Annotated in this window: 18 protein-coding genes and 5 pseudogenes; 13 read left to right on the top strand and 10 right to left on the bottom strand. The window is 64.2% G+C overall.

What is annotated here, in order from left to right; translation table 11 throughout:
* Window positions 1-1,049: 1,049 nt before the first annotated feature.
* Both ADL25_RS47415 and ADL25_RS52505 read right to left on the bottom strand, forming a co-directional pair.
* Window positions 1,050-1,346, bottom strand: coding sequence for a transposase (locus ADL25_RS47415; protein WP_420711419.1), 297 nt, complete (start codon window positions 1,344-1,346; stop codon window positions 1,050-1,052).
* Between the two features lie 53 nt (window positions 1,347-1,399).
* Window positions 1,400-2,098 (bottom strand): annotated as a pseudogene (locus ADL25_RS52505) (transposase); the annotation flags it as partial.
* 442 nt (window positions 2,099-2,540) lie between these two features.
* On the opposite strand from ADL25_RS52505, the gene ADL25_RS41130 reads away from it, so the two are divergent.
* Both ADL25_RS41130 and ADL25_RS47405 read left to right on the top strand, forming a co-directional pair.
* Window positions 2,541-3,806, top strand: coding sequence for a ParA family protein (locus ADL25_RS41130; RefSeq protein ID WP_059133056.1), 1,266 nt, complete (start codon window positions 2,541-2,543; stop codon window positions 3,804-3,806).
* Window positions 3,803-5,140 (top strand): ParB/RepB/Spo0J family partition protein, encoded by a 1,338-nt coding sequence (locus tag ADL25_RS47405; RefSeq protein WP_079050950.1) that lies wholly within the window; start codon window positions 3,803-3,805, stop codon window positions 5,138-5,140. Before ADL25_RS41130 ends, ADL25_RS47405 begins: the two co-directional genes overlap by 4 nt.
* A 642-nt stretch (window positions 5,141-5,782) precedes the next feature.
* On the opposite strand, the gene ADL25_RS41105 is transcribed toward ADL25_RS47405, so the two are convergent.
* Together ADL25_RS41105 and ADL25_RS41095 are read right to left on the bottom strand one after the other, a co-directional pair.
* Window positions 5,783-6,463 (bottom strand): nitroreductase, encoded by a 681-nt coding sequence (locus tag ADL25_RS41105; protein WP_059133061.1) that lies wholly within the window; start codon window positions 6,461-6,463, stop codon window positions 5,783-5,785.
* Between the two features lie 755 nt (window positions 6,464-7,218).
* Window positions 7,219-7,956, bottom strand: a pseudogene (locus ADL25_RS41095) (IS3 family transposase); the annotation flags it as partial.
* A gap of 967 nt (window positions 7,957-8,923) precedes the next feature.
* On the opposite strand from ADL25_RS41095, the gene ADL25_RS41090 reads away from it, so the two are divergent.
* From ADL25_RS41090 to ADL25_RS41080, 3 genes are read left to right on the top strand one after another with little or no spacing between them, the layout of a single operon-like run.
* Entirely contained in the window at window positions 8,924-10,036 is a 1,113-nt protein-coding gene (locus tag ADL25_RS41090; protein WP_079050949.1) for a bifunctional DNA primase/polymerase, read from the top strand.
* Window positions 10,033-11,559: a DNA primase family protein gene (locus ADL25_RS41085; protein WP_059133050.1), complete on the top strand. Its 1,527-nt coding sequence runs from the start codon at window positions 10,033-10,035 to the stop codon at window positions 11,557-11,559. Before ADL25_RS41090 ends, ADL25_RS41085 begins: the two co-directional genes overlap by 4 nt.
* Entirely contained in the window at window positions 11,556-11,957 is a 402-nt protein-coding gene (locus tag ADL25_RS41080; protein ID WP_059133049.1) for a DUF6009 family protein, read from the top strand. The genes ADL25_RS41085 and ADL25_RS41080 overlap by 4 nt, the downstream gene beginning before the upstream one ends.
* A 341-nt stretch (window positions 11,958-12,298) precedes the next feature.
* On the opposite strand, the gene ADL25_RS41075 is transcribed toward ADL25_RS41080, so the two are convergent.
* Entirely contained in the window at window positions 12,299-12,703 is a 405-nt protein-coding gene (locus tag ADL25_RS41075; RefSeq protein ID WP_059133048.1) for a RidA family protein, read from the bottom strand.
* 290 nt (window positions 12,704-12,993) lie between these two features.
* On the opposite strand from ADL25_RS41075, the gene ADL25_RS41070 reads away from it, so the two are divergent.
* The 3 genes from ADL25_RS41070 (at window position 12,994) to ADL25_RS41060 (ending at window position 14,533) form a co-directional block, all read left to right on the top strand.
* Window positions 12,994-13,707, top strand: a complete 714-nt coding sequence (locus ADL25_RS41070) for an SDR family NAD(P)-dependent oxidoreductase (RefSeq protein WP_059133047.1) — start codon at window positions 12,994-12,996, stop codon at window positions 13,705-13,707.
* Between the two features lies 1 nt (window position 13,708).
* Complete coding sequence (locus ADL25_RS41065) at window positions 13,709-14,098, top strand: SgcJ/EcaC family oxidoreductase (protein WP_059133046.1); 390 nt, start codon at window positions 13,709-13,711, stop codon at window positions 14,096-14,098.
* Window positions 14,099-14,332: 234 nt separating this feature from the next.
* On the top strand, window positions 14,333-14,533 hold the full coding sequence (locus ADL25_RS41060; RefSeq protein ID WP_234381264.1) for a hypothetical protein: 201 nt from the start codon (window positions 14,333-14,335) through the stop codon (window positions 14,531-14,533).
* 98 nt (window positions 14,534-14,631) lie between these two features.
* Here the strand turns inward: ADL25_RS41060 and ADL25_RS41055 are convergent, their stop codons facing one another.
* Both ADL25_RS41055 and ADL25_RS41050 read right to left on the bottom strand, forming a co-directional pair.
* Window positions 14,632-14,991, bottom strand: a complete 360-nt coding sequence (locus ADL25_RS41055) for a hypothetical protein (RefSeq protein ID WP_159045136.1) — start codon at window positions 14,989-14,991, stop codon at window positions 14,632-14,634.
* 275 nt (window positions 14,992-15,266) lie between these two features.
* Entirely contained in the window at window positions 15,267-15,857 is a 591-nt protein-coding gene (locus ADL25_RS41050) for a barstar family protein (protein WP_234381263.1), read from the bottom strand.
* Window positions 15,858-17,298: 1,441 nt separating this feature from the next.
* Here ADL25_RS41050 and ADL25_RS41045 point away from each other — a divergent pair.
* On the top strand, window positions 17,299-17,751 hold the full coding sequence (locus tag ADL25_RS41045) for a MarR family transcriptional regulator (RefSeq protein ID WP_059133043.1): 453 nt from the start codon (window positions 17,299-17,301) through the stop codon (window positions 17,749-17,751).
* Complete coding sequence (locus ADL25_RS41040; RefSeq protein WP_059133058.1) at window positions 17,751-18,062, top strand: hypothetical protein; 312 nt, start codon at window positions 17,751-17,753, stop codon at window positions 18,060-18,062. Before ADL25_RS41045 ends, ADL25_RS41040 begins: the two co-directional genes overlap by 1 nt.
* 1,565 nt (window positions 18,063-19,627) lie before the next feature.
* On the opposite strand, the gene ADL25_RS41035 is transcribed toward ADL25_RS41040, so the two are convergent.
* The gene (locus ADL25_RS41035; protein WP_234381262.1) at window positions 19,628-20,764 is read right to left on the bottom strand and encodes a PP2C family protein-serine/threonine phosphatase; all 1,137 of its coding nucleotides are present in this window, start codon (window positions 20,762-20,764) and stop codon (window positions 19,628-19,630) included.
* Window positions 20,765-20,859: 95 nt separating this feature from the next.
* Window positions 20,860-21,245, bottom strand: a pseudogene (locus ADL25_RS51290) (transposase); the annotation flags it as partial.
* Between the two features lie 618 nt (window positions 21,246-21,863).
* On the opposite strand from ADL25_RS51290, the gene ADL25_RS41030 reads away from it, so the two are divergent.
* The 3 genes and pseudogenes from ADL25_RS41030 to ADL25_RS51285 form a co-directional block, all read left to right on the top strand.
* Complete coding sequence (locus ADL25_RS41030) at window positions 21,864-24,353, top strand: SpoIIE family protein phosphatase (RefSeq protein ID WP_059133041.1); 2,490 nt, start codon at window positions 21,864-21,866, stop codon at window positions 24,351-24,353.
* 650 nt (window positions 24,354-25,003) lie between these two features.
* A complete protein-coding gene (locus ADL25_RS41025) occupies window positions 25,004-25,384 on the top strand; it encodes a nuclear transport factor 2 family protein (protein ID WP_059133040.1) in 381 nt (126 codons plus the stop codon).
* A 240-nt stretch (window positions 25,385-25,624) separates the two neighbouring features.
* Window positions 25,625-25,841: pseudogene (locus ADL25_RS51285) on the top strand (UPF0104 family protein); the annotation flags it as partial.
* A 209-nt stretch (window positions 25,842-26,050) separates the two neighbouring features.
* Here ADL25_RS51285 and ADL25_RS41020 read toward each other — a convergent pair.
* Window positions 26,051-26,236, bottom strand: a pseudogene (locus ADL25_RS41020) (creatininase family protein); the annotation flags it as partial.
* Between the last annotated feature and the right edge of the window lie 98 nt (window positions 26,237-26,334).

Genomic DNA, 26,334 nt, shown 5'->3' with positions numbered 1-26,334 from the left:
GTCGTACCTCGGCTTCCTGCCCCGCTTCTACGACGTGCACCTGGAGCCCGAAGAGTTCCCCTTCCTCGTCCAGGGCGAGCACTTCGAGACCGGCCATCTCTGGTTCCCCGGTCCGGAAGGCCTCTCCCTACCACTCGGCCTCGGCCACGATGCCTCGCTAACGACCGGTCTTCAGCACGGCTTGTCACTGCGTACGAGTCAGCCCAGCCGGCTTGACGAGCGTCGGGATCACTTTGAGGAGGCTGCATCACAGCCAGGGTGCCGTCAGATATACGTGCGCCACCGACGGACCACCTGGTCGGCTTCGGTGGGCTTTCGTGGGCGAGCCCTGACTACCTTCGGCGCCTCGCGGGAGGGACTGGCCCTCATCGACCATGCAGCAGGCATACGCAGGAGCTCTGTCTGGATCAAAGTGCATTGCGGTGGAACGTAAAGCTCTATCTGTCGGTACAGACGCCGCAGTTCACACCGGACCCGTAAGGTCCGTCGCTGTTCAAGCCCCTCAGCCAAGGCCTGATTCACCAGTCCAGGATCCTCCGAGACACAACAACTAAGGGAGCGGCGCAACGATGGCGCTCGGGACTTGATCGCCTTTCGATCATGCATCCTGTTTCCCGCGCCACGCTCGCTACCCACTCCAACACCGCGTACAACCATCCCCGCAGGGTGCGAGGGATGCACTGTCGACAGCGCATCTGGATCAACGCTCCCGCCCGCAACAAGCCCAGGCAGTCTTCGCACTCTGACTCCCGGTCTGAGTCGTGCGCACGTCACGCTCAAGGCCGACACCGACCAGACGATCCTCCTAGAGATGCGATCACCTAGGTGCTCGAAGTGATTACGCCGTAATCACTCACCTGAGATGCAGGAAGGGTCCTGATCTACTTGTCACTCGGAGCCTCAGACCGTCAGCGGCCTCCTGCTCCGACTCCGCATGAGCTGCGGTCGCGTCCGCGTGAGTGATGTATCGACTGCCACTCGGTGATCTCGGTTTCGAAGCTATGCGGTGAGCTCGGTGAGTAAGACGCTGTCGTCGGTTTCTGGCTCTCTCAGCTCCGGTGCACTCGTCGTCCTGCTCGACCAGCACCGCGCCGACCACGCAAGGCGGTGCGATCGGGGAGGATGCCCGGCACCTCGGTGCGGCGGCAGATCTCCTTGTTCAGCCGCCCCTGCGGAGCGGACCAGATCTGCCGCCAGATTTCGCGCGGGAAGACGGTGGAGGCGAGCAGGTCGTTGCTGCGCGGCATCCAAGTGCTCCACGTCCTTGGGCAACTTGGCCTCCAACGCATCGAGCATGTACCGCATCGGGCCCTCACGGCGTCGGCATCCGGTTGTTCGAAGGCCATCCACAGCCAGGTGACCATCCAGGGCTGAGCCGATTTCGGGACCTGACGCGGACGTCGGAAACAACGAGTTGGTCCCCGAACAAGCCGCAGGAGATCAACGAACGCAAGAACGCGAGCCAGCCAGCACCGTCCTCTCCGGAGGTGGCGTCAGGCCGAGGATCTCACGGTGGCCGTCGGTGTTGACGCCGACCGCAATCAGCGCATGGGCGTTGACGATGCGGTCGCCCGCGCGGACTTTCTGAGTGAGCGCATCGCCCCACACGAAGGGGTACGGGCCGGCGTCCAGCAAATGGTTGTGTAGGGCTGTGACTCGCTCGTCCGGGTGAGGGCTATGGGGGGATCTACGGCTTCGGCAGTTGGGTGACGCCAAGGTTCTGGGACAGCTTTTCCACTCGTCGGGTCGGATGGGCACCCGCAGCAGTCAAGCGGTAAGACCACCCTGGCGAGAGCTTGTTCCGCCCGGCGACAACGTTCCAGCGGGCAGTGGGGGAGTGACTTCCGCCTCTGAGTTGGGGGATACCCGATTCGACCGTGTCAGCCCTCATCTCCCGCTCACGCAGGCCAGATCCGTTTCGGCGGTTGACTCTCTCCTTACTGACCTAGCCATATTCGGCGTTGCGTAGGACGTCTGCCCTCGCGGACACAAGCGCGTCGGCGAAAGTCTTCAGCATCGTGCGCAGCAGATCGGGACTCGCCGAAGCGAGGTTCTCCTCTGTGAGGGCCTGTAGGGGCAGACTGTCGACTGCGGTCATCGTGTTGGTCTCCTTCGAGCTTCGACACCTCGAAGATCAACCGGTGGCCGCCCATCTACATCGGCATCAACCAGAAGCCGGAGCAAGCTCCCGGAGCAGGTCGAACTCGTTCACCACTTCCAGGGGCTCAACCTGTGCTGCGGGGCCAGGGTGCGGCAGCGCACCAGCTGGGGAGGCATTGCCAACTGCCGTCTGTCGTAGCGGTCAGGGTCGCGATCAACGCTCTCGAACGCCGGCCATAGTTCCCTGATCAGGTGGGGACTATGCGACCCTGAGCGGCACAAGACGCGCCTCGCTCTGTCGAGACGTGTCGTGTCGTGTCGGCAGGTTCACTGCCGATCAGCGCAGTGCAATGACCTGACAGGTGACACGCATCGCCTCAACTTGATAAAACTAACGCCCCGATGACTCCATCGATCATGGACGTTAGTATGCTGTCTCCATGAGTTCACCAGCCGTCTCCAGCGACCGGGAAAAGGTCGTTTCCAAACTACCGGCATGGCTCCGGCAAACCTTGAAGGTCAGAGCCGCCCAGCACGGTATCGAAATCCAGACCGCCGTCGAACAAGGCATCAGGGACTGGTGCAGCCTGGCGTCCACCGTCTCCGCCGTCGACACGACCGGCGCAGATTCCTTCGCCACCTTCCTGCCTAACGGGCAGTGGGAAGAGTTTCGCCAGACCGCTTCCGACCGCCGGCTCTCTCTCATCCAGGGCCTGGCACAGTCCGTTCAGCTGTGGCTAGACATGAACCCCGCACCGGACATCCAGCGCCCGGCCATCACCCGCCGCATCGTCGTGTGCAACCAGAAGGGGGGAGTCGGCAAGACTGCCATCACCGCCGGAGTGGGCGAGGCCCTGGCCGAGAACCCCGACTCCTTGCATCCCGTCCGCGTGGCGAAGGCGCTCGCCGAAGCACTTCGCGCCAGCGACGTACCCACGACCGGCGCCAAATCGGGGGACGATCCACTCGAAATCGAGAATCTGCCCGGCCTCGGGCTGCGTGTGCTACTTGTCGATTTCGACCCGCAGTGCCACCTGACCAATCAATTGGGGGCCAGCCCTCTACCGATGGACGGCGACAGCCTCACCAACCACATGGCGGGTGACCCCAGGGGTGAGCTCCGCGACCTCATCGTTTCTGTCGAGGACGACAACTTCGACGGCCGACTACACCTTCTGCCCGCGTGCAACGACGCCTTCCTGCTGGACGTGAGGTTGTCCGCGGTCCGTGCACGAGAAGCAGCGCTGGAGCGGGCACTCGCACCAGTCGAGGCTGATTACGACGTAATCATCGTGGACTGCCCTCCCAGTCTCGGTCTCAGCATGGATGCTGCCGCCTACTACGGTCGCCGTCGCAACAATGAGAAGCCCGGACAGTCCGGCGCCCTGGTCGTCGTCCAAGCCGAAGACAGTTCCGCCGACGCCTATGAACTGCTCACCACTCAGATCGACGACCTGCGCACCGACCTTCAAGTCGACATCGACTATCTCGGCATCGTGGTCAACCTCTACGACTCACGCCGCGGTTACATCGCGACGTCGTCTCTTCAAGGCTGGGTTGACATAAAGGATCCACGGGTCGTCGGCCTCATCGGAGACCTCAAAGAACAGAAGGAAGCAGTGCGAGTAAAGAAGCCGTTGCTCTCCTACGCACCCAAATCACAACAGGCAGTCAGCATGCGTGCACTGGCCAGGGAGGTCATGTGAGCAAGGCCGATCAACTAGGTGCCGGCCGGTTCGGTGGGGGAGTGCGTCCCGTCAGCGCGCGGCGCCAAGCAGTCGCCGCCGCCACGGGTGTGCCCACCGATGGTGTCGCCCCGCCCGCGGAACTTCCCGTCGACAGGATCAGTCTCAACCCCGCCAACCCGCGCAGTAGTTTCGGAGATCTCACTGATCTGGCCGGCAGCCTCAAGACCCATGGGCAGAAGCAGGCCATCACCGTGATGAACCGTGACGCCTACATCAAGGCGAACCCGGAGCGGGAAGCAGAGCTCGAACCAAACACCACCCATGTAGTCGTGGATGGCAGCAGCCGACTCGCCGCTGCCCGCAAGGCCGGGCTCACCTCGGTCAAGGTGATGGTCAGCGACGACCAGGGTACGAGTCCTGAGGAAGTCCTTGAGTCTGCCCTCGTCGCCAACATCCACCGCCAGGACTTGGAGGAGCTGGACGAAGCACGTGCCCTGCAGCGGCTCCTCACCATTCATGGGAGTCAGCGAGCACTAGCCAGGCGGCTCCACCGCTCACAAGGATGGGTGTCCCAACGGCTCGCATTGCTCAACCTGGTCCCGGCACTCCAGGCCCGCATCAGTGAAGAACCCATCGACCTGTTGCGTGCAGTGGGCAACAAGCCTGCCGAACTGCAGGAGAAGGCTCTCCTCGAACTCAAGGCGGAACGGGCCCGCAAGGAAGAAGCGGCGGCTGCAGCGAAAAGGCTGCAAGCAACCGATTCGCCAACCAAAGACTCCTCAGACCAACACGAAAGCGATCGTGCTGCAGCTACGGATGCAGCGGTGGCAGAACGTTCAGTACCCACGGTGGGGGAGACGTCACAGGACACGCATCCCGCAGCATCTGCACCGGCCAATCCTGCGCAAGACCAAACGCCCGTAACTGATGCCACGCACTCAGACGGCACACCGCCAGCGGAGGACCGCCTTGAGGAAGCTCCCACAGCTCGGCAGCCCTTGGGCAATCATGAAGAGGAACACACGAGCCGTGCCAATAGCCTGAGCAGCGATCCCGAGGGGATCGATGCGGGGCAGGTGCCCGGAACAGAGTCCGAGCAAGTGGTACCCGAACCCCGGAATCAAAGCAGCCAATCATCGCCAAGCACCGCCGGACAGCCCCGCACATTGCCCTATGACGACCCGCTGTTCATTGCCATGCACCTGGTAAAGAAGATGGAAGAGCCAGCCTTCTTCGAACTGCTACGCATCCTCAACGGGATGGGCCAGGAGCGCAATCCTGCGGAGTTCGCCACGATCGTCAACAAGTACTCAGACGGCTTGGCAGCCGACCCCTTCTCGCCCACCTCTTGAGTAAGTGTGCCCATCGAGCGTCCGTCCCGATAACGATCTAGTCATCCATCCGTAGCCAGGTATCGACACAGAGGTACGCAAACTAGGGCACACTGGCCTCACCAAAGGAGAACGCGCCGCAGCTGCTCACCAGCCGGCGACCGTGTGCCACAACGGCGCGGGCGACGACTTGCCATTCATGCTGGGGCGACCGGTGCCATAGCGTTGTCAAGAGGAGCAGGTGTCTGGGCAGGCGCATGCCGCCACCGGCACGCTCCGCGGAAGGAAAGTCGGAATCGTTGCGACGGGCTGAGCCAAACCTGAGGGCGAAAAGCCGTGACCATCGAACGCGACTACGGCCTGCCCGAGCAGGCCCTAGTCGCGGTCATCGATTCACGCCGGGGCACGTAACTGGCCACAATCCGTAGCCAGTTCACCGGCATCGCCACCGAAACGGTCAAGTGCCACATGACCTACCGACGGATGCGTCGGTCTCCGCTTCGAGGACTGGACGAAAACCTCGGCGGATCCGCGGCTCTGTTCGGCCATCAGCGACTGGCCTACCTTCGGCGGGAGCGTCATCGAGACCGGCCCGACTCCTTGCGCCTCGCTCAAAACTGAGCCTGCTATGCGCGCAGCGACGCGGACCGACGACCCGTCTGATCACTGGCCACTAGGTCTTACTCCGATGAAGCTCACGGTTTCTGTCAAGTCCGCCCGCCCGGTGCGCAACCGTGGCACGTCTTCCTTCTCTAATCCCACCGAGACACCGCAGAACAACACGAGGCCGTCACCAGCTCCAACTGCCTCACTGACAGTCTTGCGATACATCGTCCACATCACCTGCGGGCAGCTGTGCAATCCTTCCGCCCTCAGCAACAGCATCACGGTCTGCAGATACATCCCTGCGTCCCCCCACTGCCCGGGCCCCATCCTCCTGTCGAGGTAACAGAACAGTACGACCGGCGCCCCGAACGCCTCCGAGTTCAAGGCAGCGATCTTCACGGGCCTGTCGGGGTCGTCGCGCTCGATCCCTAGCGCTCTGTACCGCTGGGCAGCCGCGGCGGAGAAACGGTCCAGATACGGCGAGGTCAGTTCCGCCGGATACATCGGATACTCCCGCTCATCACCCAGGTCTCCCGCCGGTGCCCTGGCCGTCGCGCGTCTCTTGAGCTCGGCCAAGGGCTCGCCAGTGACGACATAGGCGTGCCACGGCTGGAGGTTCCCGCTCGACGGAGCTCGCGTCGCTGCTGTCAGCACTCGTTCGAGGACCGCTATAGGCACCGGTTCATCGCTGAAGGCCGACACCGCCCTGCGACTGGCCACGGCTTCATACACATCCACGCCTTTTCGTCGCCAGGTGTTGAAGTCGCAGCGCGCGCAGGCCGCATGGTGCGGGTACTGCTCGAAGAAGGTGTAGACGCAGTAGCCGTGCCCAAGGATCGGTGCACTGGCGGTCACGGCAACGTCGCGGGTGACTCCGGAGCCGGTGGTGCTTCAGGCGCCGACGCCAGCGCCGGTCGCAGGCAGGCACGGTGGCGGTAGACGTACTTCTCAGCGGCTTCGCCGAGGTTGTATCAGAGGTGCCATCTGTCGGCGACCTGAAGGGCTTGCGGGGCACCGCGGGTGGCGCCTTCGGCGTAAAAGACGGAGTACGGAGTGGTCCTGGCAAATGCCCTCATTCCCGGGCCGTTCGGCCAGCCAGGGCGCAAGGGGGGGCCGCCTCCCGGTTTTGCAGGAGGTCCTCGAGACGACGCGTCTTAACGTCGACGAGTACGGTTCCGTAGATCCGGCCCTTGCGCTGCGCGTACTCGTCCATACCAACCATGCTGGGCGTGGCGCTGGGCGGATCCGGCAGCAAAGTGATCAGCCTCATCAGTGTGTTCCGGCTGACCCGCCCCCCGAAAGCGTCCGACATTCGGGCGTCGGTCCGGCCCACAAGCGCGAGACCGACCAAGACCAGCGGGGATCGCAGCCGCTCCGGCCGCTGACCGAATCAGCGGGCGAAGAGCGAGCGTGTGGCAAGTGGTGGCTGCTGACGACATGCCAAAGTCTCCGCGAGATCTTGGGTCCGATGCAGGTTCGGGTGACAGGTGCGGTCACGCGGCCTGGAGGGCCGGTGCGGTCATGACGGTCTCGAATTCGATGGGGGTCAGCCGACTGAGCGAGGCTTGTCTGCGGCGTCGGTGATAGGTCCGCTCGATCCAGGTCACGATCGCGATCCGCAGTTCTTCACGGGTGGCCCAGACACGGCGGTCGAGGACGTTCTTCTGCAGCGGGCTGAAGAAGGACTCCATGGCCGCGTTGTCGCCGGCAGCTCCGACCCTCCCTATCGAGCCGGCCATCCGGTGGCGGTCCAGCGCCCGGACGAACTTCCGCGAGCGGAACTGCGATCCGCGATCGCTGTGCAGAATGCAGCCGTCGACGTTTCCACGCCTGGCCACGGCGTTTTCCAGGGCGGTCACAGCCAGGCGGGACTTCATCCGCTCGTCGATGGAGTAGCCCACGATCCTGTTGCTGAAGGCGTCCTTGATCGCGCAGAGGTAGAGCTTGCCCTCACCAGTGGCGTGCTCGGTGATGTCGGCGAGCCACAGCCGGTTCGCGCAGGTCGCGCTGAGGTCACGGCGGACCAGGTCGTCGTGCACCGGCGGGCCAGCCTTCTTTCCCTTGCCGCGCTTCTTGCCGAACACGCTCCACCAGCGGATGTCCCGGCAGGTCCGCCATGCAGTCCGGTCCGCCATCACAGCCCCGGCACCGCGCGCTTCGTCGGCGAGGAACCGGTAGCCGAACTCCGGGTCGTCACGGTGCGCGTCGAACAGCGCGTTCGCGCGATACGCACGACGTCCTGGCGCAACTCTTCCGCATAGGGCTTGGGCACAGCGACATCCTTCCCACCCGCCCCACAGGGCAAGCCAGTTCAGATGTCACCCGATCCTGCGGCAGACCCCTTTCCCCACTTCAGAACCACCAGACTCGCCCTCCTGGCCGGCCGACCAGCCAGATCAAGTCGGCCCCCGTGGCAAGCTCTACCAGCCGAACACCTGCCGGGCAGCGCCCAAGAACGGCCTGGCAGCTGCCCACGACATGCCCCGACCTGATCTCAGACCTCAGGCCAGCTCGGATTTGCTCATTACTGAGACGCGCTCCTAGCGGAGCTTCGCCGTGCGCATATCAGACTCCAGGCGCGGATGGGACTCAGTCGCTGTGAACTACCTCTGCATCAACGCAGGTCAGCGTGGGGGAGTGCCGTTCACGAGCGACCGAAGCGACTCAGAGTTCGAATGGTTGGTTCAGGGGTGCTGGAACGACCGAAGCAGACTGTGTGGAGGCATCCCCTGCGCTGGGTCGCTTCAGTCGCTGTGCTGGTTCGGTCACTGACGCCTTCTACAGCCAAGCGACTGAAGCAGCAGTGACTGAAGCGACCTTCAATCGCTGCTCAGTCGCTTGCAAAACCGCAGGTCAGGCTAGATACGACCGCTCGACAGCGACTGAAGCGACTAAGGTTCCCCATATATGAGGCCAACCGTGTGTGTGCGTGTGCGTCATATATAGAGAGCTTGAGTCGCTTCAGTCGCTGTTTCACGGAATACGACCCTCTGACCTGCGGTTTTTTCTGACACGCTAGTCAGCGACCGAGCGCCCCCCGGTCGCTGGGCACCTTCTCCCAGTCGCTGCCGTCCACTAGCTGATCCCTCTATCGACACCCCAATGACAACGTTTGGCATGTGCTCCACGACCTCAGCGCCCACGTTCGCTAGTCTGTGTCCGTCGTTGAGTCGCTTCGGTCGCTGATAGGGGGGATGCATGCCTGCTGAACTGGGCCTTTCCACCAGCGACTCATGCTCCCGTCGCTCCACAGGTTCAATCGCCAACTCCCTGGCCATTGCGAGCTGGTGCGCCCGCAGGGGCTGGCCCGTCCACCCGCTGGCGGTCGGACGTAAGACTCCGCCCGCGAACTGCACGGCGTGCCGCGAGACCCGGCATCTTCCCGCGCAGTGCCCTTGCTTGCCGGCCGGCCGGTGGTGCCATGGCTTCCATGCAGCAACTCTTGACCACCGCCGCATCAGCGAATGGTGGGGATCGAGGCCGGACTTCGGAGTCGGCGTTGCCTGCGGCCCTGCAGGTCTCGTCGTCATCGACATCGACGCACACCAAGCACAGCCGCCCAGTCGTGACCGCATCCTGCCTGGAATTCCCATCGCCGACCACGTAGACCTGACAGGGCTGGCCAACGGTTTCCACACTCTGGCTGTGCTGGCAGCTCTCAGGGGCCAACCCAGTCCCGCGGACGACCAGTCGACTCTGCGAGTACGCACCCCCTCAGGCGGTCTCCATGTCTGGTACCGGGCCTCCGACAACCGTCGCTGGCAGTGTTCCTCCGGATCCAGCACCGGCCGTGCACTCGCCTGGCAGGTCGACGTTCGCGCTCACGGCGGCTACATCATCGCCCCAGGCACGACCACCGAGCACGGCACTTACACCGCGATCGGGGAAGTCCGCGAACCAGCTGCTCTGCCGGCCTGGCTGGCGCAGGAACTGGAGCGCACCGGTCACTTGCCCGCTTCCACCATCCCCGCCCCTCGACCGGTACCGCCACGCGCCCAGCAGGCTGTCCTGGCAGCCGGCGGCGGCAGTGCCCGTACTCAACACCTGCTCACCGCCGTGTTGGCCCCCGTCGAGGCTTGCGGCCAGGTCAGTGACGGTGCAGGCTTTTCCGATGCTCTCAACCGGGCCGCCTACACTTTGGGAGGCCTCGTCGCCGGAGGACGCCTCTCGCAGGAAGAAGCCACACGCGTGCTGACGGACACCGCCGTCACCGCCCGCCCGGGCCAGGAACGCCGCATCGAGCAGATCATTCGCAGCGGACTTGCCGCGGGTCTCAAGCACCCCTTGTACACCAGTGGTAGCCGCCCATGACGACGCCAGGAAGCAACGACACACTCTTCGAATTCAATCCCGAGGCCGTAGCCGCCCAGATCCGCGCTCAGGGCTCAGCAGTTCCCTTGCCAGCACAATCCGACCCGACACGACTCGCACCCTCCCATGCGACCGAAGCCGGACTCCTGCCGGACACCCTCTCCGATCGCGGCAACGCAAAGCTGTTCGTCAGGCTCTACGCCAACGACTACCGACACGTGCCCGGCATCGGCTGGTACCGCTGGGATACGACCCGCTGGCAGATCGATGAAGACGACACTGTGCTGTGGGCAGCCGGCGATCTCGCGGAGAACATCGCAGGACACGACCCCCGCGGACTCTTCACCAGTTCAGCCCTTCATCAACACCGCCGTCGCGCGTTGTCCACCACCGGCATCAACGCCATGCTGACCCAAGCCAAATCCGCCCCGGGAATAGTTCTCAACGCCGCCCTGCTCGACGCCGACCCGTACGCCCTGTGTACGCCTGACGGAATCGTCGACCTGCGCACCGGACTTGTGAAGACACCCGATCCGAACAAGGACTTCCACTCGCGTTCCACCAGCGTCGGCCCTCAGCATGTCGCAGCCCCCCGATGGGAACGCTTCCTGACCGACACCTTCGGCAACGACACCGAAGGCCGGGAAATGATCAGCTACCTGCAGCTGCTGCTCGGGTACTCCGTCACCGGCGACGTCGGAGCCCAGGTCTTGCCTTTCCTCTTCGGGTCCGGGAAGAACGGCAAGTCCGTCCTCCTCGACGTGCTGATGAAACTCCTCGGCGACTACGCCGACGCGGCGCCCCCCGGCTTCCTCATGGCACGCCCCTATGAGGGTCACCCGACTGATCTAGCTGAACTCCACGGCCGGCGTGTGATCGTGTGCTCCGAGGTCAAGCCTGGCGACAAGTTCGATGAAGCTCGTGTCAAACTCCTCACCGGTGGCGACCGCATCAAGGCGCGCCGCATGCGCCAGGACTTCTTCAGCTTCCAACCCACGCACAAGTTGTGGCTCCTGGGCAACCACCGGCCCGAGGTAGGTACAGGCGGCTTCGCCTTCTGGCGCCGTATGCGCCTGATCCCCTTCGAGCGCGTCGTACCCGACGACCGGAAGATCGACAACCTCGCCGACATCCTCGTAACCGAGGAGGGACCCGGCATTCTCGGCTGGCTCATCGACGGCGCCCGCCGCTACCTCGCCGGCGGACGCGACCTTAGTGGCCCCGAGCGCGTCCGCATCGCCACGACCGCATACGCAGAGACCGAAGACCACACAGGACGTTTCTATGAGGAAGCCTGCATCATCGCGCCCGAACTACGCGCCGAGCAGACCGCCCTCTACGCCACCTACAAGACGTGGTGCCACAATGAAGGGGCACCGGCGATGTCCTCCAGGGCGTTCGCCGCCCGCACCCGTGAACTGGTGGGTCTGACCTCTCCCAAGGAGATGATCCTGTCCAACCAGCGCAAGCACTACCCGGGTATCGGCCTGCTCACCGATGAAGAAGGGGAGACCCGCCAATGAGCTCCCTGATCACCGAGGACGAGATCAACCACGAAACCGACCTCATCTGGCTCGAAGACATCAACGATCTCGACTATGTGCGTCAGAGCCTCGACCGGCTCCCCACGCGTAAGGGAAAGCCCGCTTACCACCGCGACGGACGCATGGTCGGTTACGCGCTCCTGGGCCCCACGGCTAAACCCTCACGGTCCTCAGGAACATTCCGGCGACGTGTCTTCTGGCTTCTGCCCCATGACCGCGACACCGATCCGGATGGCCTGTACGCCATGGGTGCGCCGGCTGAAGCTGTAGACCCGCGCACCCTTGCTGCTCGAGTAAAGGGCTTCAAGACCGAGCGGTCAGAAGGCGGCCCCCCATCGAGTGCGATGCGAGAACTCGGGATCGAGCTCCCGCTGTAAACGATTAGAAACAAGAGCGGGCTGAGCATGTCGGGTCCACTCTTTCCGTCTGGACTCCGCGCGCGGAGTCCAGACCGAGCCCTTGACAGTCCAGCACCCCGAGTACGGCTAGGATCCTTTCGCCAGCGAACCTTTGACGTGCGACGGAGTCGCGGGAGCCGCGCTTCCGGGGCTTCTGCATACCCCCAGCGTCCACATCTCAAGTTGCGCTGGGGCAGGTTCAGGGCCTGCGAGGCGGCTGCAATTCCACGGAGGTGGCGCAGGCACGTCTCCGTCCTGGCCTGCCTTCCGCGAGGCTTCGTGCTCGAGGTGGTGACCCCAACGCCGAGGTCGACTCCGACCTATGGCTTCACGTCGAGACGCACGAGCGCGCCGATCTCCACCAACTGGTCCGGCAGTGCCAGGTCAGAGACACCGATGGTCGTGCTGGTGGGCCAGTGTTCTCCGAAGTACGCGGCGTGAAGGCGTGCCGTCGCGTCGAAGTTCTCCCGCAGGTTCTTCACCAGCACCGTGCTCTCCACGATTTGGCTGCGCTTGGCCCCGAAGTGCTCCAGCACCAGGTCCAGATTGGCCAGCGTGGTTGTGACCTGGAGCTCGAAGTCGCCAGCACCCACGAAGTTGCCGTCACGGTCATGAGACACCTGCCCAGACACGTACACCGTGTCACCGACCTGGATTGCCTGGCTGTATCCGTAGGGCGACTCCCACGGCATACCAAAACCGAATCCCCTCGCCTGAACAGGCATGACTCGCTCCCTAGTGCTCTTGACCTATTTCGGCTTGTCAAGGTGAGGCTGGGTCGTCGAGGGCCAGGCCGGTGCCGCTTCTGAAGCCGGCGAGGTTCTCGGGCCGGTACAAGATCATGCAGCAAGTGTAAACAGTCTTTTGGCTAAATAAGCCGCAGATCGACCTCCGAGTCATATTAGGGATGAGGCTATGACATACCCCACAGCGTTGCGGAGGAAGGAAAACAAGATTACGAGACGCTAGTAGACCGGCAAGGGAAGCCGTCTCGCACTGAAAGAAGAACTTCACCATGAAGACACCGCTGCAGAAGGTCGCCATCATCACTGGAGCCTCGCAGGGCATCGGCGCCGCCCTGGTAGACGCCTACCGCAAGCTCGGCTACGCCGTCGTCGCCACCTCGCGCTCCATCACCCCGACCGACGACCCGGACATCCTGACCATTCAGGGCAACATAGCCGACCCTGCCACCGCCGACCGTGTCGTCGCTGCCGCAATCGACCGCTACGGCCGCGTCGACACCCTCGTCAACAACGCGGGCATCTTCATCGCCAAGCCCTTCACCGAATACACGCTGGATGACTACGCTGCCTACACGGGTACAAACCTCGACGGGTATTTCCGCATCACCCAACTCGCCGTCGAGCAGATGCTCGAGCAGGGCAGCGGCCACATCGTCAACATCACCGCCAGCATTGTCGACAACCCCGACGCCCGCGTGCCCTCCGTGCTGGCCGCTCTGACCAAGGGCGGGCTGCAGTCCGCCACGAAGTCCCTGGCAATCGAGTACGCCACCCGGGGCATCCGCTCTAACGCCGTGTCTCCCGGCACGACCAATACCCCCATGCACCCGCGCGAGGCCCACGACACCCTCGCCGCTCTCCAGCCGGTCGGCCGGTTGGGCGAGCTGAGCGATGTCGTGGACGCGGTGATGTACCTGGAGAACGCCTCATTCGTCACCGGGGAGATCCTCCACGTTGACGGCGGCATGAGCGCAGGCCACTGAATTGGGAACACAAGCAAGGGGCAGCACGAACGACACGGAAGCGATCCTGCGTGGTGTTCTCGACCGGTGGAGGGATGCCGTCGACCGGCACCAACCCGACGAAATCGCCGAACTTTTCACGAAGGATGCGATCTTCCAGGGGTCGCACCCCTACACCGTAGGCCGGCAGGGCGTGGCCGACTACTACGCCTCCCAGCCCGAAGGCCTGTCCGCCTCCTACCGCATCATGGAGAGCAGGCGACTGTCACCCGACCTCGTGCTCGGGTACGCGGCCGTGGACTTCTCCCTCACCGACCAAACCGTGGTTGACGCCAAACTTGCCGTCCTGATCAACCGTTCGGACGACGGATGGCTCATCGCCCACTACCAGGTCTCCCTTCTCGCGCCCTAAAGCCAGCCCAAGGTCGCGAAATTACAGCTTTGGGTGTGGTCGCACAGTGGGCTGGGGATCTGGACGTCGGCCAGGCGCACGAAGCGGAGCTCCGGTAGCACGACTTGTTTTCCAAAACACGTCGTCTGCCACGGGAGCTCCGCTCTTCGTTCAAATGTGTGATCAGCCGCGAGATCGGCGTACTTCGCTACCGAGCTGGTCAACAGCAGCCTGCCGATCCACATCCGAGCGCCCTTGTTGAGCCACCTCAACATCCAGACCACCCGCGGGTACGTCGCGGTCGTCGACGACGACATCATCCGGCACTACCAGGAGCATCTGCGCCGACGGCACCAAGTTCGGCCCGAGGGTGAATACCTCGAGACGACCAACCAGGAATGGGACGCGTTCGAGGAGCACTTCGACCGCCGAAAGGTCGAGCTCGGCTCCTGCTGACGCCCCTATGACACCCCCCTGCCAGCACGAACACGTCTGCTTCTCGGAACTTCACTTTGAAGACCGTCAGTTGAGGCGGTCTGATCGCTGGCGGCTGGTCAAGGCAGGAGCGGTCGGGTCGCGGTCCAGGCGACGAGTCGCTCATGGACCGGGCTGGGTGCCAAATAGCGGACCAGGCTTCCCAGATGGGTCGTCAGGTTCTTGTGCGACCGCAGCTCACGGATCTGCTCGATGGGAAGATCGCGCCAGCCCTCAGCGAGACCAGCGGCCTGTGCCGGCGTGAAGGTCAGTGTGTCGAGCGTGTCGGACGCCAGCGCCTCGGGACTCCAGTCGGAGTCGGTGTCGTCAGGCCCTAGCTGATCGATCACCCACATCCGGAGCATGAAGTCCTGCTGGGCCACCCTCGCGGAGGCTCCCTCGGCATGCGCCGGTTCGCGAGCAGCGACAGCTTCGCCCATTGGCGACGGGCTTCTTGGGGATGGCTGGGGTTGTAGGCCTGTCCTTGCGCGGCGACCCGTGCCGTCTCAAGTTGCTGACCACGGGCGTCACGGATGAACATCTGCAGTTGGTCGAGCGTCCACGTGCTCAAATCGCGGCCTGGCTTCCTCCGCGCCAAGCGAGAGCAAACCCAGCGACGGGCACGGAGGCCATCCGTGGACCTGGGAATCCCCACTCGCCGCCTTTCGGAGTCCGGATGAACCAGCCCAAGGCGGTTGTTGGCATCCACAAGCAGTCATTGCAGGATGACCTGGATGCCTTGCTCGTCGAAGATTTCCAGCAGCAGATCAAACAGAGTGGCCACGCCATCGGCGGTCTCCTGCCTTTCCACCAATCGGGCCCTGGCCCCGGCCGAATGCTGCCATAGCAGGGTGAAAGGTGGGGTGGCACCCCAGCCCCGTCTCAGGCAGTCGATAAGAGCGTCGAGGTTCCAGCCGAAGTACCCGCCGGGGCCGTTGATGCCTTCGCCCAGTGTGCAGTAGAAGCTGTCGATGTTGACGATATGTCCGCCGTCCAACGTGAACACTTGATGGTCGGGAGCGTCGGGCCTGTCCCCCCGCTGGTACTCCCGAGACCACAGAGCCACCGACAGCCAGATGTGTCGACCCTCGGCATCAAGCTCGTGCCACATGCCAGTGCGGTTCAGTTGCCCCGTGCGGATCAGATCCCACACAGCGTCCGCTCCAGGCAGGGCTTGCTCACACCACAACGTCACCGTGAGGTCGACAAAGTCGGTTCCCCGGGTAGAGGACTGGACGTCGACAACGGTGACCTCGTTGACGAAGTAGGACCCCATGGTGGCACCGCCAGCGTCGAGGAGGTCCATCCAGGCGTTCCCCGCCACGGCGCGACGACTGCCGACGTGGTCAAGGCTCTTCAGCAAGCGCCCCTGCGGGAGACAACCCGCGAGGTGCACTCGGCGCGCTCCCTCCTCCTCCGGCAGTGGCGCGAACAACCCATCGGCCTCATGAGCGAAGCCCCAGAAGTCAGCGTCGTCCTCATCGGAGGTCAGAGCGCACTTCTGCCCCTCCCTGCCACGGACTGATGTTCGCATCGCTCTCCCCATGAGAGCGCCGATCCTACCGGCGGCCTCTTGCCTGCGGGATTGTCGCTCACTGTCCGCTTCCCACTGAGTCCAGCTCCATCGATCTCGGAGGCCCTTTGACGAGTCACATACCCCTGTACACCCGCGAGGGTGAAGTGCAGAGAAGCATGTCTGGTCACGAGGGCGTCAGCAGCGCCGGTTGCCAGCCGGATGAAGTGGTTGTCGGCTTGAGCCTGTGAAGCTGGCTCTGGTGAGGATGGCTGCCCAGGTTTACGCGCTCCGTCCCCACTACGGGTCTGTGTCTCTGGGCTCACGCGCGCCGCAGAACTCTCCTGGTGGTACCGGTGCGTGCCTGAGCGCGGCCCAGAACTACCCCAAGCCGTCGGCGTGACGGTCCTTCACGGGTCCTTAGGTGCATGGTCGCACTCCCTCGGTGGTTTGGCAGCGTGGTACCAGGGGCCTTCGCCGGCCCCTGGACCCCGCTGCCCCACCGCTTCCCGGCGCGAATCGGTTTCGTCGTGGCGCAGATCGTGCGCGCCGGAAAACGGCGGGGTCGTGCGTGCGCGCAGGCCCATAGCCCGACACAGCCACGATGGGGCGGTTCACTGACAACTCCAGACCGGGATGAGGTGAAGGGTCCTGGCGCTGAGGTGGGTTTGTCCGATATTGAGTGCTGCCGCAGGGTGATTCCAGGACGACACGATGTCCACTGGTGCGAGCGCAAAAGCCTGGGCGGCCACGGTGGCGCTGCCAGGTGTAACGGAGCGGCTCCTGATAGGACAAGAGAGCGCACCCCTCATATGGGCTCTGACCTGCGCAGATTACTCGAACAACCAAGATCGGTGGAACCGTTAAGCAGTTCCGCCGACCGTGGTGAACGATCGGCAGGCCTGAGTGCAAAGTTTCCTCAGCCATGGCACGCAGTCCCAGAAACCGCACACCGCGGTTCAACAGCCTGGCACAGCGACTGAGCAACCCGGCACCACGATTCCACGATCCGGGTACCACGATCCGTCAGACGTATCAGATTGACGTGGTGTACATGATTCAGGGCTGGAGCGAGCGCGGCAGGACAGAGGGATACATGAGTGTGTCGCTCAGCGACACGGCCGACAGGCGGAGTTAATTGACTTCCTGCTCATGTACGTTAGGTTCATCTAGTCGGCATGACAGCCGTCCCTCATGAACCGTCAGCCAATACCCCCTTTGCGCGGAGGGCCCGTTGGGAGCAGTACGCAGACTGGTCGACGCCGATACAGGCGAGCCGGTCCCCTATGCGCCGTACGCCTTCTCCGGCAGGCATACTCAGGTTGACAAGGCCCGTGTTGAGGCGATCACCGAGTCCAAAGCGTTTACGCCGAGCCAGAAGTTCCTCGTCCTGTGGTGGATCGGGGTCTCGCCCGAGGGCATGGAGCCGCTGAGGGCGACGGGTGCGGACATCGCCAAACGCGTGGGAATGTCCACCGACGCCGTCGGGAAGATCAACAGGAAGTTGGCCAAACACCGCATCCTGGTCATCCGAGGACGTATCGGTAACTACAACTTCTACCGCATCAGCCCGTACATTGCCTTTCACGGAACGGGTATTGAGCAGCGTGAAGCGGTGAAGACGTGCAACCCTCCGGACATCCCCGGATTCGATGAGAACGTCCCTGCACGGTGGGAGGCCCAGTGATCAGCATCGACGACAAGCAGAAGAACCTCGAGCTGCTTGAGAAGACGGCCGGCATGAGCGCCAACCAGCGTCTCGTCGTCATGCTGTACGCCCTGCATCCGACTGATCGGTCCGGCGCCGTTCTGGAGACGGCCGCAAACCTGGCCAAACTCGTCGGGATGGCCCCTCCGGTCTTCTCCCGCACCCGCAAGCAGGTGATCGAAGCTGGCTGGCTTGAGGAGACCGAGAGGATCGGGCACATCAAGTACTACCGCCTTGACCCCAAGCGCATGGGCGAGAACGTCGTCGTCCGCCTCCGGCGCGCAACCTGACATCCTGCAGACCGCACCTCATGTACGTCACGTCAATGAGGTGCGGTCTGCAGGACGTTTCCCTTGATCTCAAGGCAAGCTATACGGCGCTCCGCGCGATGGTCCGCGTCGCTTCTGCCTACTTGCAGTATGGGGCGCGTGCCAGCAGCAGATTCTGTCGGGGACGCGGACCTGCCATGTTTAGCGCTGCAGGCGGTTGACTTCTTACATAGTCGGGCTGTTTTTTTCTGAGGGGGCTGCCCCATGGCCGACTCTCCCAGCGCGAGACCGAGCCCTGTCCCTCTCTCACCGGGCTGCCGGCGGCAGCGGCGTCCGCCGGCACGTCGACCGAGCAGGACACCTCCTGCAGGCACAGAAGGGACGGTGGTGCCTCACCGGTCGATTCCCCCCTGTGGACACAGCTCGCGCGAATCGTATACCGAGCCCGCATCCCCTTCGGGAGACGCCCGCCCGAGGCCAGCAAGGGAGGACAGTCACCGACAGGTACGAACGAGATGTCCGGCAGACTGACCGTAGGGGAGTCCGCGCCCCCGGCTGCGAACATCCACCCGAGGCAACCCAGCTCTCGTCCCATGGAGATTTCTCGCCATCCCTTGGGAGTCGTTAGTGCGCGAGCAGGAACGGCTCGACGTCCGCATCAGACATCGACAACGCACAGATCGACAACTCGTCGATTGAAAACAGACCTGCACCAGGACACTCGTTGGTCAGCGGTCTTCGAAAGCTGGTTCTGGATCACTTTCAGCGTCAGAGCCACAGAGGGTCACCACAACCACGATCATGAACGGGCTCGCGCCGGGAGGAGGACTCGCTTGCGGAGCAGCCCGAAACCAAGTCGGCCGAACATCCGCCGCTGGAGCATCTTGATCTTGTTCCTGTGGTCTTCGACGGCACGGAGCTGTAGGGCAGGCTGAGCTCGGCGACGACAGGGTCGAAGTCCTGGGCGAGACCCGTGCCTCAGCCGTGCAGGGCAGGCAGGTCGTCCGCTTGTACGCGCTCAATGCACCGCTCACGGTGCCGGCCCTGGCGGCCGTTCATCAACTCAGTCAAAGCGCACACACGTTGCACTGTCCGCTCGAGAGCGTGACAACGGGCAAGGACGCCCTTCAACTGCCGGGTCTGATCGTCGGCGAAAGGGCCGTGCCGACGTGTCAGTCGGCGCCGTTCAGAGCAGGGCTTTTCGGAGGCAGGTTGTTGCGGAGGGAGACCTCGCGGAGCCGCAGCACGTTCCGTCTCCCGACACTCTGGCCGCCGGAGTTGCAGCACTCGCGGAGTTGCTCGAACGGTCGGCAGGCGATGGTGCAACCATCAGCCATCTCTGTTGAAGGTAGAGCTCGTAGGGGACGCGGAGGCTGGGGCGGTTGCTCCATTTTCCGCCGAGGAGTTCGTCCGCAGAGGTTGCGTGTGTGGACTGACAACGATTCCGCTCACGCTTGCACGCCATCGGGTTCCGCACACGATTGAGGATCTTCTGTGACTCGGGAACCTTGCGAGCGTCTTCTGCGAGACTGGGTTTCTGATCACGCTTCGGCATACTTGGGTGGCCGTGCTTCCGCGGCCCTTGCTCAGGCGGCCGCGGCCCCGCCGTCCCGCCGGGCGACGACCATGGCCATGTCGTCGTCCAGCTGACCGCCGGTGTACTCCTGTAGATCGGTGACGACCCTGTGGAGCAACGTCTCGGGCTCCTGATCGACCCACCTGGCGACCCGTTCGGCGAGCGGGTAGAAGACACCGCTTTGGTCACGGGCCTCGCTGACACCGTCGGTGTACAGCATCAGGCGGTCGCCTTCGCCGAACGAGAAGGTCGCGGGGAGATACAGGTTGCCGGAGATCGCGCCGAGGCCGAGGGGCGGAGCCGGCTCGGGCGCCACGAGTGCGGTCGCGGCAGGGCCGTCGTGGCGCAGCAGGAGAGGTGGCGGGTGCCCGCAACTGATCAGGTGCACGACCGGCTCGTTGTCCGGGATGTCCACGACGGCGGCAGTGACGAATCGTTCAGCGGCGTCGTCCTCGGACCCGGAGAACTCCGCGAGGCCCCAGCGGACGGCACCTTCCATGTGGCCGACCAGTGCCGGCAACGGAATCTGGTGGTGGGACGCGGCCCGGAAGGCGCCCAGAACGACCGCGGTGTCACTGATCGAGGCCAGGCCTTTACCGCGAACGTCCCCGATGAGCAGCCGGGTGGAACCAGAGGTGCGGGCCACGGCATACAGATCACCGCCGATGCACGCATCGACCTCCGCGCCGCGGTACTGCGCAGCGAGCCGGACCGGGCCGGCCCGTTTTGGTAGAGGGCGCAGTACGACGCGCTGTGCCGCGTCGGAGACGGAGCGGGCCCGGACGAGCTTCTGCTGGCCCCGGTCCCGCAGGTGCGTGAAGAACACCAGGAAGGCACAGAGTGCAGCAAGGGTGCCGAGTTCGACGAGGACACTCTCTGTGCGGAGAATGTGACGCTCCGCACCTGCCGCAATCAGGGATAGCACGCTGAGTGACCCGATGAGTGCAGTGAGGCGCGGACCAGTGCTGAGTGCGACGACCGCTACGGCGACCTCCAGCACATGGGCGAGGTGGATATCCGGTGGCAGGAACGCGTCGGCCACGGGGACAGCAACGATCACTGCCAGAGGGCCGAACAACCACATAAGATGCGGCCCGCTCTGGCGCCACACCTTGGAGCCCTCGGCTATCGATCTGATGCTGGTCACAGCGCTCACATTGTGCTCCCGTGCTCGACCCCTACGCAGCAACGCCTGACCGTCCACCAGTCATCCCTCCTGCGAGGGTGGCTCGATGTCTTTCGTCAAGCGTGTCGTGAGGTTCTGGGTTCGTAGAAGGTGCTGTCGCTGAGCATCGCGAACAGCACGTTGATGCGGTGGTGGCCCAAGAGGAGAGACCTCGGTATGGGTCTTCCTGCGGGCTCGACATCGGTCGTAGTCGGTGCTGGAGCGGGATCGTGCTGCAGCGAACGCGGGCAGGAACATCGCGGACTTGAGCTACCGGTTGCCGCCTCTGGATCTGTGTCCGCCGTGGATGGAGGTGCCTGACCATTTGGTCGTGGGCGTGAGGTCGGCGTAGGAGGCCGGGGGAGCCGGTAGGGAAGCTTGTGCGGTCGCCGGCGGTGACCCGCAAGGTAGCGATTGCCTTGAGCGCATCCCCCGGAATCAAGATCAGGACCGCGGAAAGAGGGGAAGACGCCGATGTTCACCACGGCGGGGACTGCGGCAGTCATGACCTGACCGTATGCACATCGCCGTCCATGCGGGTGGACCAATTTCTGGGCAGAAGAGCGGCCCACTTCGCGCCGAACGGTCAGGCGAGCCACAGAGCCCCGCCCGTTGAACCAGTTGCACCGCGAAGTCGGACCGCCGCGTTGCATGCTCGGGCCACATTCGAAAGCGGGTTAGTACTCGAGCTCTGTAGATCGCGATCCTGCCCTGTCTGCAAAATTGGTCTACGTATGCGTCCTAGAAATGGACCACATTTCGGCGCAATTGGGTCAGTAGCGTTGCAAACGTGACCGCGACAGGAACCACGGACGCCTGCAGCGCCCCACCGAGCGCACGTGCCACCGACGCCGGTGTCAGCCGACGGCCCGTTCGCCGCACCCCGGCCTCGACAGGGGTCCCGGCGGAGCACGCTTACGTGCTGAGACGACCGGTGCAGCCCGGTCAGAGGCAGAGAGTGTATGGCCAGTGGCCTGCCGTGCTCGGTAGCTCGGTCACATCCTGCCCCAGACCTATCCAACCACCAGACAACCGAGCAGTTGGTGAACCGCATCGCCGGTGGACGCAGAAGGGGATAGTAATGAGCAGTTCCACAGAGACGGCAGTCTCCGAGGTTCCGACGGCCATCGAGACAGTCAGCCCGGCGATAGCCCTCCTCGACGCTCAGGGGACGGTGGTCGGATGGTCGCAAGCAGCACAGCAACTCGTGGGTTACTCGGCCGCGGAAGCGGTGGGGCAGTCGGCCGCTGTCCTGTTGGTGGCCGCTGACGACCGAGCAAAGGTTTCACGGGCCGCACAAGAGAGCACCCTCTGGGGCCGCTGGTCCGACATCGCGCGGGTACGCCACCGCGACGGCCGCAGCATCGACGTGCGCCTGTGCGTGTCAGCGCTGTCCGGGCAGGACGGCCTGGACTCGTGGGTGGTCTGGGCGACCGACAAGGCCTTGCTTCCCGCGTGGCCCGCTGGGGCCACAGCACCAGTGCCGCCCCTCGCTACGCTGCTGCTAACGAGTCGCGTGCCGATCGGTGTCGTCATAGGGGACAGGCACCTGCGCTGTGTCCGGGTGAACGACACCCAGGGCGCCTTGGACGGCACCCCTCTCCCCCAATGGCTGGGTCGCAGACTGACGGAGGTGGCGCCCGGGACGGGGTCCGAATCGCTGGAAGCAATAATGCACCAGGTCCTGGAGAGCGGGGACTCGGCGATGGACGTGGACTACCAGGCCTCGCTGCCAGCAAATGTGCGAAACAACCGCATGTTGACAGCGTCAGTCTTCCGCCTCGACGACGCGCAAGGTCGTGCGATGGGCGTGTGCACTGTGAGTGTGGATGTCACCGAGAGCCGACGGGCGCGAGAGCGTTTGGCAATCCTCGGCGAGGCCAGCAGGCGTATCGGTACCACGTTGGACGTCATGCAGACAGCGCAGGAACTGGCCGACCTCGCTGTACCTTTTCTCGCGGACTACGCCACTGTGGACCTGGCGGAGTCCGTCCCACTCGGCGAGGAGCCCTTGGCCCACCTTGGCCCACAGAACGGGCGCATCCCCGTCTTCCGCCGCGCGGGCCTGGCATCGATCCACCCGGGAACGCCGGATTCCCTGTTCGCTCGCGGAGAGCCGGTATTCGTCTCGCCCACTTCGCCCTTCACCAGTGTCCTGCGCTCCGGGAAATCCCACTTCGTGCCGATACTGGACGCTTCCTCGGGCACATGGCTGGACCATCACGGCGCGGTGCGGGCGGAGAAGATCCGCAAGCACGCCATGCACTCGTTGATGGTCGTCCCGATCCACGCCCGAGGCGTAGTGCTGGGTGTGGCGGTCTTCGTGCGGACGGAGGACCCCAGGCCGTTCGAGGAGGACGACTTGCTCTTGGCCGAGGAACTTGTCAACTGGGCAGCGCTGGCCCTGGACAACGCCCGCCAGTATGTGCGCGAACGCTCTGCGGCTCTCGCCCTGCAGCGGCTACTGCATCCCCACCGCCCCGCGGGCGGCTCTGCCGCTGATGTGGCCTGGTGCTACCTGCCGACCGACAGCTATCACGGCATCGGGGGTGACTGGTTCGACGTGATTCCCCTCTCCGGCGCCCGCGTCGCCCTGGTCGTCGGCGACGTGGTCGGACACGGTATCAATGCAGCGGCGCAGATGGGCCAACTCCGCACCGTCATGCACACCCTCGCGGAGATGGACATGCCTCCCGACGAAGTACTGTCCCGCCTCGACGAGCAGGCGATCCGCCTCACCGAGGCAGAAGCCGACCCTCGGCACCCGGACAGCACCACGATGGCTGCCACATGCTTGTATGCGGTCTACGACCCGATCACCCGGTACTGCGTCATGGCGCGGGCCGGCCATCCCCCGCCCGCGGTCATCGACCCGCACGGCCATGTCACCTTCCCCGACCTGCCCACCGGAGCGCCACTCGGCCTTGAACTCGTTCCGTTCGAGTCCGTAACTTTGAAACTCGCCGAAGGAAGCGTGCTCGCCCTCTACACCGACGGTCTGATCGAGGCCCGCGGCCGGGACATCAGCGCCGGCATGAACCGTCTGCGCGCAGTTCTCGCACGGCCCGCCCACACACTGGACGATCTGTGCTCGTCCACGGTGGACACCCTGCGGGCCAAGCCGCCGAGTGACGATGTCACGCTGCTCCTCGCACGGACCCACTCACTGAGCGCAGACCAGGTTGCTTCATGGCAGTTCCCCAGCGATTTCGCCGTTATCAGCCGTGCCCGAACTCTTGCTACGCGGCAGCTGACCCGGTGGGGACTGGAACATCTAGCCGAGTCCACAGAGCTGATCGTCAGCGAACTGTTCACCAACGCCATCGTTCACGGCAACGGCGGCTGTAACAGCGACCGCAGAGTCGGCCTCCGACTCATCCGCCACGAGATGCTGACGTGTGAAGTCTCCGATGCGAGCCATTGCCACCCGCTTCTGCGACACCTCCGCACCACCGACGAACACGGCCGTGGCCTCTTCCTCGTCACTCAACTGTCCCACCGATGGGGAACCCGCCACATCTCGGACGGCAAAGTCATTTGGGTGGATCAGCAACTGCCAGCCAGTCCGTGAAGTTATTACCCGCTCGACTTAAGCGCTTGGGGGGCAGTGCCTGTGCCCTGCGGAGACCGACAGCTCGTACACACTTGCAGTTCGAGGGCTCAGCGAATGTCTCAGGCGTCAACCTGGTTCCCGATCTCTGACGACCCGTCAACCATACTTCGGCGACTAATGCGAGCTGGTGTGCTGTCAGCTCGCCATCCTTGACTGCACTGCCCTTCAGAGGGTGTACCACGCTCGCCGACACGGGCTGCGGTGGGAGGGCGATGCGAAACCGGTGGGATCGCGGAGCTGTTGGTAAGACGGCGCGGAGGGTCGACGCTAATCGGACGGACGATGCGACCATGCGCTACGTCTTCTTGTTACAGGTGTCGCATGGTGCGCTATTGACCCGGAACCTCCAGGAATTCCGAAGTGGTTCAGAGCGACAGGAAGGCACGGCTCGATGTCAAACGTGGTACCGGTGATCAACCGGATTCGCCATGGCGGAACGCTCCGGCAGGCATTCTTGCCCGCGGTGGTTTCCGTGGTGGCCTCGTTTACCGCGCCGATCCTCGTCTGATCGAGAAACCACAACCTTGCACGCCGGCACCGAGTACATGGCACCGAAACGGCAAGCCAGATGCAGTGAATGCCGAAACACGCAGAGAAAGAACAAGAAAGTGAACGACACCAAGCAGTGCAGCGAAGATCTGGCGATCCTCGACCAGCTCAACAAGGACTACGTCCACTCCGACCAGACCAGTGATGCTAAGCGCTTCAGCGAGTTCCTCGCCGAAGACTTCATCGTGCAGACTCCGGGTGTTACCCGCAATCGTGCCGAGTTCCTCGAATACATCGCGCAGCCGCGGCCCTTCAAGGATCTCGCTGTGCACGACGTCAATATCCGCATCCTCAGTGATGTTGCTCTGATTCATGGTCGCGCGACTTACACCATGATCGCCGACGGAGCGGAGCAGGAAGCTCTGTACACGGACGCGTACCAGAAGCGTGAAGGCACCTGGGTCTGCGTGTCTGCCTGTGCGATCGCTCCGGGCACCTAATGCGCCCCTGCGAGGCTGCTGGTCGCGAAGCAAACGCGCTCTTGGGTAAGGACCACTCCCAAGAGCCAGTCACGGCAACAAGCCGAGACCGGCCGGCGGCCTCGCACCAGTACTCACCCAGACGAGAAAAAGCACGAACAAGATCAGCAGAATCGGCACCGTTGCCGCCGCTGACACAGGCGGCCACAACGGTGCCGTCCGCATTGCTGCTGATCACGACCTCGTGATCCTGTCGGGCATGCCCTGCTCGTAGTCATCGCCATGGGGCTTCCGCTGAACGTCGGTGGCTGGGGCCCTCGGGAGGGTGTAACGGCCTGGGCCTTCGGCGCGGCCGGGCTGGGTGCGGAGACGGGTCTGACGGTCGCGGTGGTGTACGGCGTCCTCAGCTTCGTCGCGAGCCTGCCGGGCATCCCGGTGCTGCTCGCCCGGTCGTACGCGGGCTTGCGGAGCCCCCGGACCGGGACGGCACCGGAGCCCGCCGACGGCAGCGGGCGGACCGCGGCGCCGGCCGGCGAACCGGTCTCTCCGCGAGTGGTGAGGACGCCGAAGGCGGTTCGTGCGCTTCCGCCGCAGGTGGGGAAGGCATTCGCGGCGGGGACGGACGGCACGGAGCGTACCCCCCATGCGCTCCGTTCCCTGATTCCCCTGCCGTCATTTGCCTCCCGTGTCGCGGGCGATCGCGCAGGCCACCAGCGGGTCGGTGGCCAGGGGAAGGCAGGGGCCGTGCTGTTCGAAACTGCCCACGGGCAGAACGGCGACCTGGCGGCCCGGACGGGCCGCCCGCGTCCGAACGTCCTGCGAGGTGTCCGAGGGCAACACCCCGGTGGTGTGCACGGGCGGGGGTCCGGGCACGGCCGCGTCTCCCGTCGGCGACGACCCAGCAGTGTCCGCAGTTCCCGAACCGCTCATTTTTTCACGGCCTTTCGTCTCGTACCGCCTGCGCTTACCAG

The sequence above is a fragment of the Streptomyces sp. NRRL F-5122 genome (assembly GCF_001507435.1).
GTDB classification, from domain to species: Bacteria; Actinomycetota; Actinomycetes; order Streptomycetales; family Streptomycetaceae; genus Streptomyces; species Streptomyces lannensis.
This window is presented reverse-complemented; position numbering and strand designations above follow the sequence as displayed.

Excerpts from the sequence above, each read along its gene's own strand:
- ADL25_RS47415 (WP_420711419.1), bottom strand. The coding sequence starts at position 1,346 with ATGGCCTTCGAACAACCGGATGCCGACGCCGTGAGGGCCCGATGCGGT.
- ADL25_RS41130 (WP_059133056.1), top strand. The coding sequence starts at position 2,541 with ATGAGTTCACCAGCCGTCTCCAGCGACCGGGAAAAGGTCGTTTCCAAA.
- ADL25_RS41090 (WP_079050949.1), top strand. The coding sequence starts at position 8,924 with ATGCCTGCTGAACTGGGCCTTTCCACCAGCGACTCATGCTCCCGTCGC.
- ADL25_RS41085 (WP_059133050.1), top strand. The coding sequence starts at position 10,033 with ATGACGACGCCAGGAAGCAACGACACACTCTTCGAATTCAATCCCGAG.
- ADL25_RS41080 (WP_059133049.1), top strand. The coding sequence starts at position 11,556 with ATGAGCTCCCTGATCACCGAGGACGAGATCAACCACGAAACCGACCTC.
- ADL25_RS41075 (WP_059133048.1), bottom strand. The coding sequence starts at position 12,703 with ATGCCTGTTCAGGCGAGGGGATTCGGTTTTGGTATGCCGTGGGAGTCG.
- ADL25_RS41070 (WP_059133047.1), top strand. The coding sequence starts at position 12,994 with ATGAAGACACCGCTGCAGAAGGTCGCCATCATCACTGGAGCCTCGCAG.
- ADL25_RS41055 (WP_159045136.1), bottom strand. The coding sequence starts at position 14,991 with ATGGGCGAAGCTGTCGCTGCTCGCGAACCGGCGCATGCCGAGGGAGCC.
- ADL25_RS41050 (WP_234381263.1), bottom strand. The coding sequence starts at position 15,857 with ATGGACCTCCTCGACGCTGGCGGTGCCACCATGGGGTCCTACTTCGTC.
- ADL25_RS41030 (WP_059133041.1), top strand. The coding sequence starts at position 21,864 with ATGAGCAGTTCCACAGAGACGGCAGTCTCCGAGGTTCCGACGGCCATC.